General features: G+C 40.0%; 16 protein-coding genes. 4 read left to right on the top strand and 12 right to left on the bottom strand.

Annotation, left to right across the window (positions count from 1 at the left end; genetic code table 11):
* Positions 1-6 precede the first annotated feature (6 nt).
* Positions 7-681 carry a TorF family putative porin gene (locus FLM47_RS13420; protein WP_178956627.1) on the bottom strand — a complete coding sequence of 225 codons (675 nt, stop codon included), beginning with the start codon at positions 679-681 and terminating at the stop codon, positions 7-9.
* Between the two features lie 435 nt (positions 682-1116).
* A complete protein-coding gene (gene trmL / locus FLM47_RS13415; RefSeq protein WP_178956626.1) occupies positions 1117-1581 on the bottom strand; it encodes a tRNA (uridine(34)/cytosine(34)/5-carboxymethylaminomethyluridine(34)-2'-O)-methyltransferase TrmL in 465 nt (154 codons plus the stop codon).
* Positions 1582-1737: 156 nt separating this feature from the next.
* Here trmL and FLM47_RS13410 point away from each other — a divergent pair, with 156 nt between their 5' ends.
* The gene (locus FLM47_RS13410) at positions 1738-2568 is read left to right on the top strand and encodes a cation diffusion facilitator family transporter (RefSeq protein WP_178956870.1); all 831 of its coding nucleotides are present in this window, start codon (positions 1738-1740) and stop codon (positions 2566-2568) included.
* Positions 2569-2615: 47 nt separating this feature from the next.
* Here the strand turns inward: FLM47_RS13410 and FLM47_RS13405 are convergent, their stop codons facing one another.
* Genes FLM47_RS13405 through FLM47_RS13395 form a run of 3 tightly spaced genes read right to left on the bottom strand, consistent with a single transcriptional unit; the run spans position 2616 to position 5644 of the window.
* Positions 2616-3560 carry an alpha/beta fold hydrolase gene (locus FLM47_RS13405; protein WP_178956625.1) on the bottom strand — a complete coding sequence of 315 codons (945 nt, stop codon included), beginning with the start codon at positions 3558-3560 and terminating at the stop codon, positions 2616-2618.
* Positions 3550-4977: an ATP-binding protein gene (locus FLM47_RS13400; RefSeq protein WP_178956624.1), complete on the bottom strand. Its 1428-nt coding sequence runs from the start codon at positions 4975-4977 to the stop codon at positions 3550-3552. Before FLM47_RS13400 ends, FLM47_RS13405 begins: the two co-directional genes overlap by 11 nt.
* The gene (locus FLM47_RS13395; RefSeq protein ID WP_178956623.1) at positions 4955-5644 is read right to left on the bottom strand and encodes a response regulator; all 690 of its coding nucleotides are present in this window, start codon (positions 5642-5644) and stop codon (positions 4955-4957) included. The genes FLM47_RS13400 and FLM47_RS13395 overlap by 23 nt, the downstream gene beginning before the upstream one ends.
* A 166-nt stretch (positions 5645-5810) precedes the next feature.
* Here FLM47_RS13395 and FLM47_RS13390 point away from each other — a divergent pair, with 166 nt between their 5' ends.
* Positions 5811-6299, top strand: a complete 489-nt coding sequence (locus FLM47_RS13390) for a periplasmic heavy metal sensor (RefSeq protein WP_138605552.1) — start codon at positions 5811-5813, stop codon at positions 6297-6299.
* A gap of 59 nt (positions 6300-6358) precedes the next feature.
* Here the strand turns inward: FLM47_RS13390 and yacG are convergent, their stop codons facing one another.
* The 7 genes from yacG to nadC form a co-directional block, all read right to left on the bottom strand.
* On the bottom strand, positions 6359-6589 hold the full coding sequence (gene yacG / locus FLM47_RS13385) for a DNA gyrase inhibitor YacG (protein WP_054202591.1): 231 nt from the start codon (positions 6587-6589) through the stop codon (positions 6359-6361).
* A 65-nt stretch (positions 6590-6654) separates the two neighbouring features.
* The gene (gene pilB, locus FLM47_RS13380; protein WP_178956622.1) at positions 6655-8331 is read right to left on the bottom strand and encodes a type IV-A pilus assembly ATPase PilB; all 1677 of its coding nucleotides are present in this window, start codon (positions 8329-8331) and stop codon (positions 6655-6657) included.
* A 135-nt stretch (positions 8332-8466) separates the two neighbouring features.
* Complete coding sequence (coaE, locus tag FLM47_RS13375) at positions 8467-9096, bottom strand: dephospho-CoA kinase (RefSeq protein ID WP_178956621.1); 630 nt, start codon at positions 9094-9096, stop codon at positions 8467-8469.
* Positions 9097-9098: 2 nt separating this feature from the next.
* Complete coding sequence (locus FLM47_RS13370) at positions 9099-10010, bottom strand: A24 family peptidase (protein ID WP_178956620.1); 912 nt, start codon at positions 10008-10010, stop codon at positions 9099-9101.
* A gap of 187 nt (positions 10011-10197) precedes the next feature.
* Positions 10198-11421 carry a type II secretion system F family protein gene (locus FLM47_RS13365; RefSeq protein ID WP_178956619.1) on the bottom strand — a complete coding sequence of 408 codons (1224 nt, stop codon included), beginning with the start codon at positions 11419-11421 and terminating at the stop codon, positions 10198-10200.
* Positions 11422-11485: 64 nt separating this feature from the next.
* Positions 11486-11926, bottom strand: coding sequence for a pilin (locus FLM47_RS13360; protein WP_178956618.1), 441 nt, complete (start codon positions 11924-11926; stop codon positions 11486-11488).
* 536 nt (positions 11927-12462) lie between these two features.
* On the bottom strand, positions 12463-13308 hold the full coding sequence (nadC, locus tag FLM47_RS13355) for a carboxylating nicotinate-nucleotide diphosphorylase (protein ID WP_178956617.1): 846 nt from the start codon (positions 13306-13308) through the stop codon (positions 12463-12465).
* A 378-nt stretch (positions 13309-13686) separates the two neighbouring features.
* On the opposite strand from nadC, the gene ampD reads away from it, so the two are divergent.
* Together ampD and ampE are read left to right on the top strand one after the other, a co-directional pair.
* Positions 13687-14232 (top strand): 1,6-anhydro-N-acetylmuramyl-L-alanine amidase AmpD, encoded by a 546-nt coding sequence (ampD, locus tag FLM47_RS13350; RefSeq protein ID WP_178956616.1) that lies wholly within the window; start codon positions 13687-13689, stop codon positions 14230-14232.
* Positions 14233-14519: 287 nt separating this feature from the next.
* The gene (ampE, locus tag FLM47_RS13345) at positions 14520-15371 is read left to right on the top strand and encodes a beta-lactamase regulator AmpE (protein ID WP_138609465.1); all 852 of its coding nucleotides are present in this window, start codon (positions 14520-14522) and stop codon (positions 15369-15371) included.
* The last annotated feature ends 647 nt before the right edge of the window (positions 15372-16018 follow it).

Raw genomic sequence — 16018 nt, 5'->3', positions numbered from 1 at the left:
GTAACCTTAAAAGTTAAATGTTCTTGATACTGAAAGAAGTATAGTCGAGTCACCATAGGTGTCTAAGTCTGTGTCTTCATAGCTGGCCGATAAGTTCCAGTCGTTGATAGTGTAATTAGCACCAACACGCCAATGAATATAGTTATCATCATCAGCTTCCCACTGCCATTTGTCGTCATCATGGCTGAGTGAGTAGTCGGCACCTATATCAATCGAAAAAGCATCATTAATGGGAAAGTTGTGCGTGATCATTACAATGCTGTGGCCAGCACCCGTACCAAAGTAATCCCATGCATGCCAGAAGTTTAGATTAGTATTACCATAATTGAACTTAGCGTACGCTTCAGCATAGTTATAGTCTGAGCTAAAGTCCTCGCCATGGTAGGTGTATTGAGCTATGCCTACGTCAAGGTTTATAGAATCGTTTAGTCTAGTAAAATAACCTAAATAACCGTCTGCTTCTATGTCTGTACCTTCTCCAAAGTCGACATTTGAACCCCAAACACCAGCATAAAAACCAGTGTCTCCAGCCCAGTCAAAACTAGCCTGTAGGGCGGGGTCCTCTTGAGTTTGGCTAACACCATTGAATAAATAATCAGAAACAACAGTTACTGTTGCCGAAGTTGCCGCAAGTGATGAAGTTGAGCAAAGTAGGAATGAGCTAAGTAATAATTTTTTCATAATTTAACGTTTTAAAAAGGAATATTATTATTAGCTTAGTACAAGTTTATAGATTTTGAAAAATAGTCAGTGATAAGGGTCTGTTGACCTTTGTGGATTAAAATTTGTTCAAACTAGGAGCGGTTTAATCGCGGCGCGAGGTTTGTAACCTAGTGGGCTTGATAACTGCTCCTGCGTTATTCTACTGGCTTACATCCATGTAAGAATGAGTAAAAACCGAGCAAAAAAGAGTAAATCGTCCCTAGGCAGAACCCTTTGGGCAGCGCCTGTTTGTTATTGATGCTGCGTTATCGCCTATTTGTGGGGAATACCACACCACCTAGGCTCTGCCTTGCCTAAATACCAAACAAACTGCTGCAAATTCAACTTTGAAAGGTCAACAGATCCTAATACTTAGTGGCGCTTAAAGTTACTAAATTTAAACGCCAGTTTAATTTATTGGGCGTTAGGAAAACCAAGTTGGCGCCAAGATTCATACACAAACACAGCTACTGCATTAGATAGGTTCATACTGCGACTATCGGCTTGCATAGGAATACGAACACGTTGCTCATTGGGTAATGCTTGGATCATTTCATCAGGCAAACCTCGAGTCTCAGGACCAAATACCAAACAGTCACCCGCTTCATACTGTGCTTGGTGATGAAATTGACTACCTTTAGTAGTGCACGCATACACTTTTTTAGGCTGGCACTTTTCTAAGTAAGCTTCAAATGAAGCATGGCGTTGCACATGGCTAAATTCGTGATAATCAAGGCCAGCGCGTTTTACACGTTTGTCATCCCACTCAAACCCCAATGGTTCAATTAAATGAAGTGCAAAGCCTGTATTGGCACATAAACGAATGATATTCCCGGTGTTAGGCGGAATTTCAGGTTGGTATAAAACAATATCCAGCACAATAAGCCCTATAAAATCTTTAATTTGACGAGCTCAGTATACACGAACAATGAATAAAAAATGATATACTGAAAACATTAAATACAGCTTACAGCGGAAAGATACGTGCATAATCGCAGTTATGAATTTTGGGTTAAAGCCTCTAGCATAGTGACCATGGTTATGGTCAGCCTAATGATTGCGACCAAGGCATGGGCGTGGCTAGCGTCGGGTTCTGCGTCAATGCTTGGCTCATTAACCGACTCATTAATGGATATCACAGCAACGTTAATGAGCTTTTTGGTTTTATCGTACGCGCTGCGTCCTGCGGATGACGACCACCGATTTGGCCACGGTAAAGCAGAGGCGCTTGCAGGGTTAGGGCAGGCCGCTTTTATTGCAGGCTCGGGTTGTTTATTGGCGTTTCATGGTATTGAGCGTCTCATTAACCCCGTAGAGCTGACGCATTCATTATTAGGTGTATGGGTGAGTATTTTTGCCATAGTGTGTACATTAGTGATTGTGTATGTGCAAAATAAAGTCGTAAAGTATACAGAATCAATCGCTATAAAAGCAGATTCTGTGCACTACAAAGGCGATTTAATTTTAAATGCAGCGGTGCTACTTGCTATTTTACTTGCTTATTATGGGGTGCTGTATGCTGATCCGTTATTTGCCATAGGTGTGGCAGGATATTTACTTTATAACAGCTGGGATATAGCAACCGAGAGTGCCTCACACTTAATGGATAAAGAGCTACCCGATGAAGAAAAGCAAAGTATTTTTGAAATAGCCCGTAATCATAATGACGTTTATGGGGTGCACGGTATTCGTACTCGACAAGGTGGTAAAGTTAAATTTATTCAGCTGCATTTAGAGCTTGATGACAATTTACCACTTATTCGTGCCCATAAAGTAGCAGACGAAGTGGAAGCCATGATCACTCAGCAGTTTGAATCACAAGTGGATATATTGATTCATCTAGATCCGCTCTCGCTTAGTCGTTAACCTAATCTGAACTCTGCTTGAGATAGATTTATTATCTATAATTGAGGTTAATTTACAGACTCGCAAAATTTATACAGGCTAGTTAGCAGTGATTGGCGGATATCATCACGTTCAAAAAACAGCTCGTGCTTAGCTCCTTTAAACTGCTTGATTAGGGTATTTTTATGCCTACTTGCGAGCTTATGTTGGGCTTGATTATCAACCACTTCGTCATTTTCTGCGCTGGCTATAAATAGTGGGGTGGTTATAGATAGCTTATCGAGTGCTTTAATGAACGAAAAAACGGTATGCAGCCAACCATAAGTCACACCACCTAATTGTAATAGTGGGGTTTGCTGATAAGTTGCCCTAAATTGCTCGTAACGTATTTGACTACTGGTTAAAGTATTAAGCGCAAACTCTTCAGCTGAATAATCGCTTTGCCCTAGTGCATAACATCCTGAGAAACCTAATAATGACGCACTCGCAGCGATAAACTGTGCAATTGGTTTGGGTATTCCTTTGGTATAAATATCAAACATGGGCGCCGATAAAAACGCTCCACTAAAATCATGTGAATAGCGTGCTAAGTAATCAAACGCAATGGCGCCGCCCATTGAATGGCTAAGTAGTAGTTTTTTACCTTGCCAGTGCTGCTGCACCACTTTTTCATTAAACTGGTTAAGATCGTGACTGTAATCTTCAAATTGTTTTACGTAACCTTTGTGGGGGTTTTTTAATAACCGATAAGAGCGACCTTGGCCTTGGTGATCAACAATAAACACAGCAAAATTATTACAATAAAGCTCCCAAAGTAGCTCTTTGTATTTATCGAGTCCTTCAATACGCCCTGAACTAATAACAATGGCTGTATGAGCATTTTTAGGTTTGGCATAAGCATAAAATAATTCCCCAGCTGCTGTGTTTAAATACGCTTTTTTAAGCGTATTAGTATAAAACTCAGTAATTGCAGACAGGTTATTTTCAAGCTCGCTTTCAGTGCTATAAAACATGGTCTCTCTTTTGTATTGGTAAGCTTACTTCAACGCATAATCCGCCAGCGCCTTTGTTTGATAAAACTAAATTTCCGCCATGCGCTATTACCGCATTTTTTGCAATGGCTAACCCTAACCCTGTCCCTCCACTGTGTCGGTCGCGGGCATCTGATTGCCTAAAAAACGGTTCACACAACTTATCGAGTTGCGCTTTAGGTACGCCTGGGCCGTCATCACATATTTGTATGTATATGGTATCACTGTGTTTTAAGCTAATACTAATAGTATGTTGTGCATATTTAATGGCGTTGCGCAGAATGTTCTCTAAGGCACTGGCAATCAACATTTCGTCGCACTCTATATTTACTTCAACATTACCATGTACAATTAAGGTTTTATTGTGCTGTTTTGCTTCAAACTGAGCATCGTTTATTACATGGTCAACAATCACTTGCAGCGACTGTGTTTGCAGCGATAAAGGTTGGCTATTGGCTTCTAAGCGCGATATCTGCAATACATCGGCTATCATTTTATCCAGTTGGTTAGCTTCTTTTTCAATACGCAACAAATAAGATTGATTTTCCTCACTTGCCTGCATTTGTGCAAGTCCTGTAGCCATTTTTAAACGGGTTAGCGGGGAGCGTAATTCATGGGATATATCGGCTAATAAACGTTTTTGAGCGCTAAGCAGTTGCTCTAGTTGATCGGCCATCCGGTTAAAGTCGCGCCCTAAAACTCCAAGTTCATCTTTTCGCTGACTATTTATTGTTGCACGCGCACTTAAATCGCCGTTTGAGAGCCTGATAGCGGCTTGTTTTAAGCTATTTATAGGGGCAATTAAGTTACGGCTAAATAAAAAGCTAAGCGTAAGCGAGGCAATAATTGCCATGGTAATTTTTAACCAAACGGGTAATAATCTTAAGCGAATAAAGAGCGGTCGCTGCTGATTGATATCGATTTCATATAACTCAAATTCCCCTTCAGGAACCCGAATGCGCACAGGGCCAAAAGCTTGGTAATATTCAGTAAAAATAACCTGTGGTGGCATGCCCTTACTAAAGTTAAGTAAGCTTAAATCAATATTGTTCTCAACATTTTTACTGATCAACACTTCATCGCTATTTTGTGAATTTAAATAAAGCAACTTACGTTTCGTTAAACGCGGATGAGTAATAATGTCATTAATAGAGCGCTTGTGTTTATGTGCGCTACGCTCTATACCTCGTGCCAAATATTCTAGATTTTTTTGCATCGGCCCTTGTAGTGGATCATGGCTAATGGCGTTTATTAGTGAAATATTACTCAAGAAAAAGAGCGCTGTAAAAGTGCCAATAATGGTCAGCCAAAACCACGTAAACACTTTAAAAAACAGATAATGTCGTGGGTGGCGTAGCCAACTAAAGCGCAGAGCTTTATTCTCCTTGGATGAAGACATAACCCGTTCCCCTCATTGTTTTAATTTTATCGCCCTCAATATGCTCGGCTATTTTTTTACGAATATTACTCACATGCATATCTATAGAGCGGTCAAAAGATGCTAAGCGTCTGCCTAATACATCTTCGCTTATTTGCTCTTTGCTAATTACATCAGGCGCGTGTTTTATCAATAAAGCGAGTATTTCGTATTCGGTGCCCGTTAATGTGAGGGGGATGTTATTAATACTGGCCTCTCGCGCAGCAAAATTAATAGTAATACCATTTAAAGAGAGCTTTTTATTAGTGTTATTACTTACACTATTAATATGTTCAATGCGGCGAGTAATTGCTTTTACGCGGGCTAGTAGTTCTCTGTGATTAAAAGGCTTTGGTATGTAGTCGTCAGCGCCGAGTTCTAAACCAAAAATACGGTCAAAGTCTTCTCCTTTAGCGGTCAGCATAATCACCGGTGTTAATTTACTTTGCCTGAGTTGTTTCAGTACTTCAAAGCCATCTATAGAGGGCAACATGACGTCTAGTAATATAAGCGCGTAATCGTTTTGCAAGGCAAGCTCTAAGCCTTGTTGACCATCATGTGCGGTTTGAATGCTAAAGCCTTGTGCACTTAGGTATTCGCTTAATAATTCGCATAAACCGGTGTCATCATCAATCATTAATAGTTTCATATATAAAGCCTTACGAGCTGTTAATGGTTTTATTTTACGCGTTTAATGTATCAATAGTTAGTCTTTACATAACCTTTACACTGCTTTGCGTTACTTTTCATTGAACCAGTTATAGTGAACATACTGGTTAGCAGCCAACAACCAATCCAATATTAAGGTGATGATTATGACTAAAGTAAACACGTTATCAAAATTAGTACTCATTTGCGGTTTAACAGCGGCAACGCTCACTACGGGCAGCGTATTTGCAAAAGGCGATGGCTATAAACAAGGTCACTCTCAGGCGCGCTTTTTACTCTCTGAGCGAGCAGCAGATAAGCTGGCACTTACGCAAGAGCAACAAACACAACTAAAAGCGATTTTTACAGCGCAAAAAACGCAAATTAAAGCGCTAAGAAGCCAAGACAAAGACGCGCGCCAGGCACAGCGCCAAGCCTATAAAGAACAAATGGATGCGTTATTGTCAGCGCCAAATTTTGACGAAAATGCAGCGAAAGAGTTATTAACTGCACGCCAAGATAAGAAACAGCAATTGGGGTTAATTAAATTAAAAACCCAGCATCAAGTAATGCAACTACTTAACGCTGAGCAAAAAGAGAAGTTAGCTAAAATTCAGCAGCGAATGACCAAAAAGCACCGCAAGCATAAAGCATAGCGTTTTAACACAAAGCAAAAAGCCAGCTAAATGCTGGCTTTTTTATATTACACGAGTGATTATTTAAAAAAGTCATCTTCATTTTTTGCCATCATTGCTTCAATGTCTTCAATCATGTCTTGATTGAATTCATCTGCAGAGGTGATGGGTGCTGAAATTTTATTATTTTCAAACGACCACTCACCTAAGTCAATAAGTTGGCAACGCTTTGAACAAAAAGGGCGGTGCGGACTTTGTGCTGACCATTCTACTTTTACTTTGCAGGTTGGGCAGTTAACCATAGTTGGCATAATTTACTCTCAAATTAATATAGGCTTGGCTGCTCAATTTATCGTTAAGCAACTAAGCATTTTATTTAAAAACTAGTAACGCGGTTTATCTCAGCCAGCGAGGTCACACCCTCTGCTGCTTTACGAATACCTGATAAACGCAAATTGTTATACCCTGCTTTAAGTGATACCTCAGCAATTTCTAATGAGTTACCACCACGCATTATAATTTGCGCTATTTCGGGGGTGATTTTCATAACCTCGTAAATACCAACACGGCCTTTATAGCCCTCAGTACAGCTTTCACAGCCTTTAGGGGCATACAAAACCATATCCTGTATTTGTTGTTCACTAAAGCCTTGGCGAATAAGCTCTTCACGGGGTAACTGCTCTGGTGTTTTACATTTAGAGCATAATCGGCGCGCTAATCGCTGAGCGATTATTAAGCTAATTGAACTGGCCACATTATACGCGGGTACGCCCATGTTTAATAAACGAGTTATGGTTTCAGGTGCAGAGTTAGTATGTAGCGTTGATAGTACTAAGTGACCGGTTTGTGCCGCTTTAATTGATATTTCAGCGGTTTCTAAATCTCGTATCTCACCTACCATTACTACATCGGGATCTTGGCGTAAGAACGCTCGTAAAGCATTAGCAAAGGTCATGTCGGCTTTAATGTTTATTTGTACCTGATTAACCCCTTCGAGGTTAATTTCTACCGGATCTTCGGCGGTACTGATGTTACGCTCTGGCTGATTGAGTATATTTAAACCCGTATACAGGGAGACGGTTTTACCTGAGCCAGTTGGACCGGTAACTAAAATCATCCCTTGTGGTTGCTCTAATGCATCGAGGTAGAGTTTTTTCTGCTCAGGTTCATAACCTAATACATCAATACCTAACATGGCACTTGATGAATCGAGGATACGCATTACAATTTTTTCGCCCCATAAGGTAGGCATGGTACTAACACGAAAATCAATACTTTTACGTTCTGTCACTTTGAGTTTTATACGGCCATCTTGTGGCTTACGTTTTTCAGCGATATCAAGGCGCGACATAACTTTTATACGGGCAGATAGCTTACTGGCCAAGGTGTTTGGCGGGCTGGCTACCTCATGTAAAATTCCGTCGATACGAAAGCGAATACGGTATTTATGTTCATAAGGTTCAAAGTGAAGATCCGAAGCGCCTTTTTTTATTGCGTCCATTAAAATTTTATTAATGTAGACAATAATAGGGGCGTCGTCTTTGTCATCGTCTTTTGGCGTATGGTCTTTTTGTGGCTCAGAATCTAGTTCAGCAAACTCTTTAAATTCATCCTCACTTAAATTTAAGCTACCTGCAGCATCCAGTAGTTGCTCAATTTTATTATCGAGTTGAATGTAGTCAACTACCACCACTTCACACGATAAACCGGTGCTAAATTCAAAGTTTTCAAAAGCGCCGTAATCGGTAGGATCTGAAGCGGCAATATATACTTTTCTGCCTTTTTGTACCAAAGGTAAAATATGATGCTTACGGATCAGCTTTTCTTTAACTAGCTCGGCAGGAATTTGTGCAACATTAAAATCTTTTAAATCAAAAAAAGGCACTCTAAACAAATCAATACATTGCTCAGCTAAATCGTTGCTATCTATTTTTCCGCATTTAGAAATAAGTTCTGCGGTTGACGCAAAGTCTTGCTGCCTGGCTTTTACGGTATCGGTATCGACACGGCCGAGGGTAATAAATTTTCTTAGTAACGGTGAGTTAATATTCATTGCGCACCTGATTTAATCCTTCTTTACTCAGCAATTTATCAGAAAAAAGAAAGGAATACATTAATCGTACCAATGCAGCAGATAATTTACCGATAAAAAATATCAGTTTATTGCGCTGTGATTGGGTCAGTCACTTTATATTGTAGACTTTGCTTGCTGTAAATAATAACTATGTAGCCTAAGTAAGTCTTGTTTTACATCGTTTAAATCGCGGTTATTATTTAAAATATCATCCGCTTTTTGTTGTTTATGCTCACGAGACATCTGTGCGTCAATAATTTGTTTTGCTTGTTCAGAGCTAATATTGTCACGTTTTGTGGTGCGGGTAATTTGTATTTCTACTGGTACATCAATTAGTAAAGTACGATTACAGTAGCGATCAAGCTCATTTTCAAATAATAGCGGGGCAACTAAAACCACATAGTCGCTTTGCGCGTTTTTTAAATCAATAATAAGCTGAGTGCGTATTAAAGGATGCAACAGCGCATTGAGCCATGTTTTTTGCTCAGGGTTACTAAAAATACGTGCTCTTAGCTCGCTACGGTTTAATGCGCCATGTTCATCGAGTATGTCAGAGCCAAAATGCTTAACAATGGCATTAAGTCCTTCTGAGCCAGGTTCAACCACTTGGCGAGCTACAATATCAGCATCAACAATAGTAATGCCTAGCTCTGCCAACATATCGCTAACTGCGGTTTTACCACAGCCAATCCCACCGGTTAGGCCCAGCACCCAGTTATTTTTATGGTGTTGTGTATTACTCATAGTTAGTAACCAATAAAATTAAAATAGCTGTTTTGTAGTTGTGTACCCCACAGCATAGTTATCCAACCGGCTATTGCTAAATAAGGACCAAAAGGAATAGGCGTTGCTTTGTCTTTACCTTGAATACTCAGCAGGGCAATGCCTATTACTGCGCCTACCACGCTTGAGAGTAAAATAATGGTCAATAACGATTGCCAACCTAGCAGTGCGCCAAATACAGCCAGTAATTTAAAGTCGCCATAACCCATACCTTCTTTGCCAGTAATTAGCTTAAACAGCCAAAACACACTCCACAAGCTTAAATAACCACATGCTGCACCAATAATAGCATCGCTAGGGGCTATGGTATAACCCATAACTGATGCGATTAATGCTAGCCATAAAAGCGGCAAAGTAAGCTGATCTGGCAGTAGCATGTGATCAATATCAATAAAAGTCAGTGCTACCAATGCCCAAGTCACTACAATGTACAATAAAGCCTGCTCAGTTGCGCCAAAAGTGTAAGCAACAACTAGGCTTAAAATAGCGGTAATGGCTTCAACGATTGGGTAACGAATTGAAATTGGGTTATCACAGGTTGCGCATTTACCTTTTAAAAATAACCAACTAATAATGGGGATATTTTGCCACGGTTTAATCGCCGCTTTGCACTTTGGGCAACATGAATTGGGTTTAACTAAGTTAAACGTGTTAGTCGTTTGTTCAGTGGTCTGTTTAGCCTTTGGGCTGGTTAGTTCATCGGCTAATAATAAGCGGCATTCAGTTTGCCATTCTTTTTGCATCATTAGCGGCAAGCGATAAATCACCACATTTAAAAAGCTACCAATACATAAACTCACTAGGCCAATCGTGGTTAAGTAAAACCATAAATGGTTTTGCATCGTGGCGGTGATATCAATAAAAAAACTTTGCATTTATTTTACCTAAAACTAAATTCTGTGTTGATAATACAGTGGTTTTATATAAGTGCAAAGTTAGGGTTTAGGATGTTAGGTTCGAGGTTCAAGGTTCAAGGTTCAAGGTGTAAGGTTTTAGGCCTATAACCCGAAGCTCGTTGCTCGTGAACCTAAAACCGAAATAAAATCTTAAAAGGACGCGGGGTTAAATAACTGAACCTAGTTGGAATATAGGTAAGTACATGGCCACAATTAAGCCACCCACTAATACGCCGAGCACTGCCATTATTAACGGCTCAAGTAAGCTCGATAGACCATCTACCGCGTCATCTACTTCTTGCTCGTAGATAGTGGCAACTTTAGCCAGCATGCCATCAAGCGAACCTGATTCTTCACCAATGGCGACCATTTGCACTACCATATCGGGGAATATTTTTGAATTTCGCATCGCCCAGTTCATTTGATTACCTGAACTTACCTCGGCTTTTATTTCTAAAATAGCATAACGGTAAACCGCATTACCTGAGGCACCGGCTGCAGAATCCAAAGCATCCACCAATGGTACACCCGCAGCAAAAGTGGTCGATAAAGTCCGCGCATAACGTGCCACGGCCGCTTTATTTAAAATCATGCCGACAACCGGAAGCTTCAGTATGGCGCGATCGGTGGCATCACGCAACTTTAAGCTTCTTAAATGGGCTTCTTTAAATAGATAACCAAAGGCAACAACTGCAATGAGCGCTATCCACCAGTTTGTTTGCATAAATTCTGATATACCAATCACAAATAAGGTAAAGGCAGGCAGTTCAGCACCAAAGCCAGCGAAAATATCTTGAAATTGTGGTACTACAAAAATAAGTAATATGGAGGTTACAATCAACGCCACCACCAATACCGCAATAGGGTAAAACATGGCTTTTCTAATTTTTGATTTAAGCGCTTCTGATTTTTCTTTATAAAGGGCTACGCGGTCAAATATTTTATCCAAAGAGCCCGATTGCTCACCTGATGCTACTAAATCGCAATATAAATCATCAAAATAACGGGGATGCTTTCTGAGTGCCATTGATAATGGTTGCCCTGCTTTAACCTCATCACCAATTGTTTCCATGAGTTTACTCACGCTTTTATTGGTAGAACCTGAGCCTATCATCTCAATTGATTGAATCAGTGGTACACCCGCCATCAGCATGGTAGCTATTTGCCGAGTAACTAAAGCAATGTCTTTTGGGGTGATTTTTTGCACACTTTGCAAACCAAACAAGGGTTTGGCTTTGCGTTTTACTTTTGAGGGGGTAATGCCTTGTTTGCGTAACTGGGCTTTGACCAAAGCAATACTAGAACCAATTAGTTCTCCCTCAAGCTTTTTTCCTCGAGCACTAACCCCGATCCATTGAAAAGTATCTTTTTGGTTTGGCTCTTTTTTCATATTTTAATTTACTTGTATTATTTTAATTAAGGCTGAGTACTAGGTATTCAGCCTTGAAATGATGCTATCTACAGCTTGATGGTCTATAGGCCGCAGCTAAAGTACCTGTAGTACAGTCCCAACTTAAAGAGTTTGCAGGAACAGTTCCACTTGTTAAATCTGCACCACCAGCTTGCGGTCTCAATATAATTGTACCGCCGCCTGCTCTAGCTGTGTATGTTATTGTTACATAACCTGTTGCGCCTGCGATTGCTACGCTTGTAACATTATCTGTTGCTGTTGGTGCTGTCCAACCTTGATCTAATGCATTTCCATTCATAGAATTTTCAGCAACAGCTGTCTTAGCTGCTGAAGCCAATGACAATCCATCAGTTACACGTGCTCTGATGGTATAGTCTTGATAAGCAGGTAGTGCAACTGCTGCTAAAATACCGATGATTGCTACTACAATCATTAATTCAATTAGGGTGAAACCCTTTTGGTTTTGTTGTGTCATTGTTTGCATGTTTCCTCTCCTAAAGGATAATGTTGCGGTAAGCCAAACGGGTATAAATTATAAATATAACTTATGTTGTTTACTTAACCTGTTACTACAAAAAATAAAATCATTTTTGCCAAGTGGCATTTTAGCACCATTGGTAATCACTATTTTAAAATTATTACCTTAAAGCAATGACCCAAAAGTAATGCACAGCATGGCGGTTATTCGTTTCTCGTCCCTTATTTGAGTATAAACCTAACCATTAAAAGTTAGTTATAACCCGCTTAAGTTACAAGTTAATTATAAAAATAAACCTTGTCGTTTATTTTTATTCTGTCCCTTACAAATGCTTCTCCATTCTTTTTAACTAATTAAGTATTTAAAACTAGTCAATATGAATGAGTCTAACACTGTTTATTGCGCTTTTGTATTTAAAAACTTTATAAAAAACGCCTTTATTTAATAACTTGTTACAAATAGTCCTTTAGGATTATTTAATGCTCTTTTTTAAAAGCTGTCAATCAATTAGCGCAAGAAACTATAAATAGTTTTTACATTATTTATTCAAATCGCATCGATAAATCGATTGATTGTAAATTTTTTGTAAGCGCTCCACTTGAGATAAAGTCGACCCCAGCTTGTGAGTAGGCTTTGAGCGTTTCCAAGGTCATATTGCCTGATACTTCTAATTTAGCGCGCTTATTTGTAATGGTAACCGCTTGGCGTATTTGCTCAGGATTAAAATTATCTAGCATTATAATGTCGGCGCCTGCGTCAATGGCTTGCTCTAGCTCATCAAACGATTCAACCTCAACCTCTATAAGTTTATCGGCATGATTTAGCTTAGCTTGAGCTACTGCGTTATTAATTCCTCCGCAGGCTGCTATGTGGTTTTCTTTAATTAAAAACGCATCAAACAATCCAATTCGGTGGTTTGCACCGCCGCCACACTTAACTGCATATTTTTGCAATGCTCTTAGCCCCGGAATGGTTTTACGGGTATCGAGTAGTTGCGTGCTAGTGCCACTGAGCTCTTTTACATAATGTGCTGTGGTGGTGGCTGTGCCTGAAAGCGTTTGTACAAAATTAAGTGCAGTTCGCTCAGCCGTTAAAATAGCGCGTGCAGAGCCTGATGCAGTAAATAGGGTGCTATTGGCACTAACTAAGTCGCCGTCGTTCACGCATATATTTACAACTACACTTGGGTCGACTTGTTTAAATACTTCAATAATAAGGTCTTTACCACAAAAAACACAGTCTTCACGGGTGATCACTTTCGCATTGGCTTGCTCTGCTTGAGGAATAAGCTGTGCGGTAATGTCGCCTTGTTCTGCGCTTTGGTTATTTAGGTCTTCATCCAGGGCTAAGGTAACAAGTTGGCTAATTAGGGTATGCGAAATAGACATGAAAAAGCTCATAGTAGATAATTAATTAACTAAATTTTACTCTGTTTAATTACTAAATAGAAGCCGCTAACAACTAAACTAAAAATTAACGCGCTAATCATATTTTATGGTTTGGTATTACGCTATCTTTATGTGGTTAAATCTATTAGCATCTTGATATACATCAATTTTGGTTGATTAACCTGAGCTCTAGATAATAAATCTATCTCAAGCTGCTATTTTGAGCAAACACTGTGTTGAATATATTTACAATAGTGTTTTAAATTTTTCGGCAACGGGCAACGGGCAACGGGCAACGGGCAATGGACTTGACACCAATCCCTACCATTTTACTCAAAGAGCATTTGACATCGGGCATATAAGTTTAAATCAAATAGTATGAAAATAGATTCTTTAGGCGTTATAAATAATATTACCCAGCGTGCGTGTAGCCACTTTGACGAGCGACCTGCTCACAGCGATATTTCGCTGCTGGTTATTCATAATATTTCATTACCAGCAGGGGAGTTTAACACCCCCTACGTTGATGATTTATTTATGGGGAATATTGATTGCAATGCACATTCTAGCTTCAGTGATTTAGCAGGACTTAGGGTATCAGCGCATTGTTTTATTAAGCGCTGTGGCGAAGTTATACAATATGTGCCTTTTGAAAAACGTGCATGGCACGCGGGGCGTTCCTGCTTTGCTGGGCAACAAAATTGTAATGATTTTAGTATAGGTATAGAGCTTGAGGGCACAGATACAACTAACTATACCGATGGTCAATATCAAAGTTTAGCTGCATTGGCGCAGGCTATTATGCAGCGCTACCCAAAAATAACAGCCAGTAATATAGTGGGGCATTGCGATATTGCCCCTGGGCGAAAAACTGACCCCGGAGCGAGTTTTAACTGGCGTAAGTTTTTTAACCTAATTAAATAACTAGGGTCTGTTGACCTTTCAAGGTTAAATTTGCAGCAGTCTGTTTGGTATTTAGGCAAGGCAGCGCCTATGTGGTGTGGTTATTCCCCATAAATAGGCGATAACGTAGCATCAATGCCAAACAGGCGCTGCCCTTCGGGTTCTGCCTAGGGAGGATTTACTCTTTGTTGCTCGGTTTTGACTTAGCCCACTAGGTTACAAACCTCGCGCCGCGATTAAATCGCCCCTAGTTTGAACAAATTATAATCCGCAAAGGTCAACAGACCCTAAATTAAGCGAGTAACTACATGATTTTGGTTTCAATAATAATAGCACTGATACTTGAGCGTTTAGGGGCTCGCTCTGCGCATTGGCAAATAAGCCATTATGCCAACAGCTACTTAAATCGCAGTGTTAATTTATTAACGAATAAAGGTTTATTTGGCACGGCTTCTGGGTTTTTAATTTGGTTATTGCTGCCGGTGATTGCGGTTGCTTGTTTGTTTTTTTTATCTGATTTTGCATTGTGGCAGCTGGTTTTTAATGTAGCGGTGTTATTGGTGTGCTTCGGTTGTGCTAAACAGCGTGCCTTATATAAGTCGTACCTCAATGCATTAACTCGAGGTGACCAAACTGCCGCCACTTTATATGCTTTGCAATTGGGGCAAAAGCGCACAGAGGAGCAGCAAGGTGGTGAAACCTTAGGTCAAACATTAGCGTGGGTTAATTTCCGGTTTTATTGTGCGGTTATATTTTGGTTTGTGATATTGGGTGTTGCCGGTGCTGTTTTTTATGCATTAGTACGAACCTTTGCTGACTTAGTGAGTGGTAACCGTGATGAAGTCATTGCCAAGCATTTTAAGCTCATTCACCGCTTGCTGTTTTGGTTAGATTGGCTCCCAGCGCGTATTACCAGTTTTGGTTATTTAGTGATTGGTAACTTTAACAAAGGCACTAGTTGCTGGCTGCGCTTCGTATTTGACTTTTCAAGCCCAAATCGCAAGGTGGTTACTTATACGGCATTGGCCGCCGAACAAGTTGAAAAGCGTTATTACGGCTGCACCTTTGAAGCCACCTGCATGATCAAACTGGTCAAGCGTAATGTACTTTTTTACTTAGTGTTAATTGCCTTAATGACTTTATTTGGTGGTTTAAGTTAAAGACTAGGGGTTAGGTCATAGGTGTTAGGTAGAAATTAAGCTAAGCACTGTGTTTAGCTTGGTGTTGGAGGGCTACGAGTTGCGGGCAATGAGCAACGGGCTTAAAACTTCTTTACCCTCTCTTTGTGTAATAGTGTTTAAGTAATTTACTTACCGCAGAGAATGCTGAGTACACAGAGGAAGTGACAATCAATGGTTGTTCCCTCTGTGGAGCGTGAAGCGCCTCTGTGTCCTCTGTGGTTCAAAAAATAAATATTAGATCTCTGGATTTAGGTTCTAGGCACTAGGGGTTACTTCACTTTGGGCCTCTCATTTACACCCATTATCTTCTCTTTGTGAATAGTTTTTAAGTAATTTATTTACCACAGAGAATGCTGAGTACACAGAAGAAGTGACAATCAATGGTTGTTCCCTCTGTGGTTCAGAAATAAATATATTTGGTGTTAGGTTTTAGGTAGAAACTAAACACCGTGTTTAGCTTAGTGTGGGCGGGCTGCGAGCAACGGGAACGAGCTTAAAACCTTTGATCTTTAACCTAGACCCTAAATATGCGGGAGGTAAACTCTCGATTACAATAAAGTAAAGGTATGTTTGTATGAGGCGCTACGCTTTATCCTAGTGCCGAACTTGTTTTTTTTTTTTTTTTC

Origin of the sequence: Pseudoalteromonas sp. Scap06 (genome assembly GCF_013394165.1) — a bacterium.
GTDB lineage: Bacteria > Pseudomonadota > Gammaproteobacteria > Enterobacterales > Alteromonadaceae > Pseudoalteromonas.
Note: the sequence above shows the minus strand (reverse complement) of the source record. Positions and strands in the feature narration are given on the sequence as shown.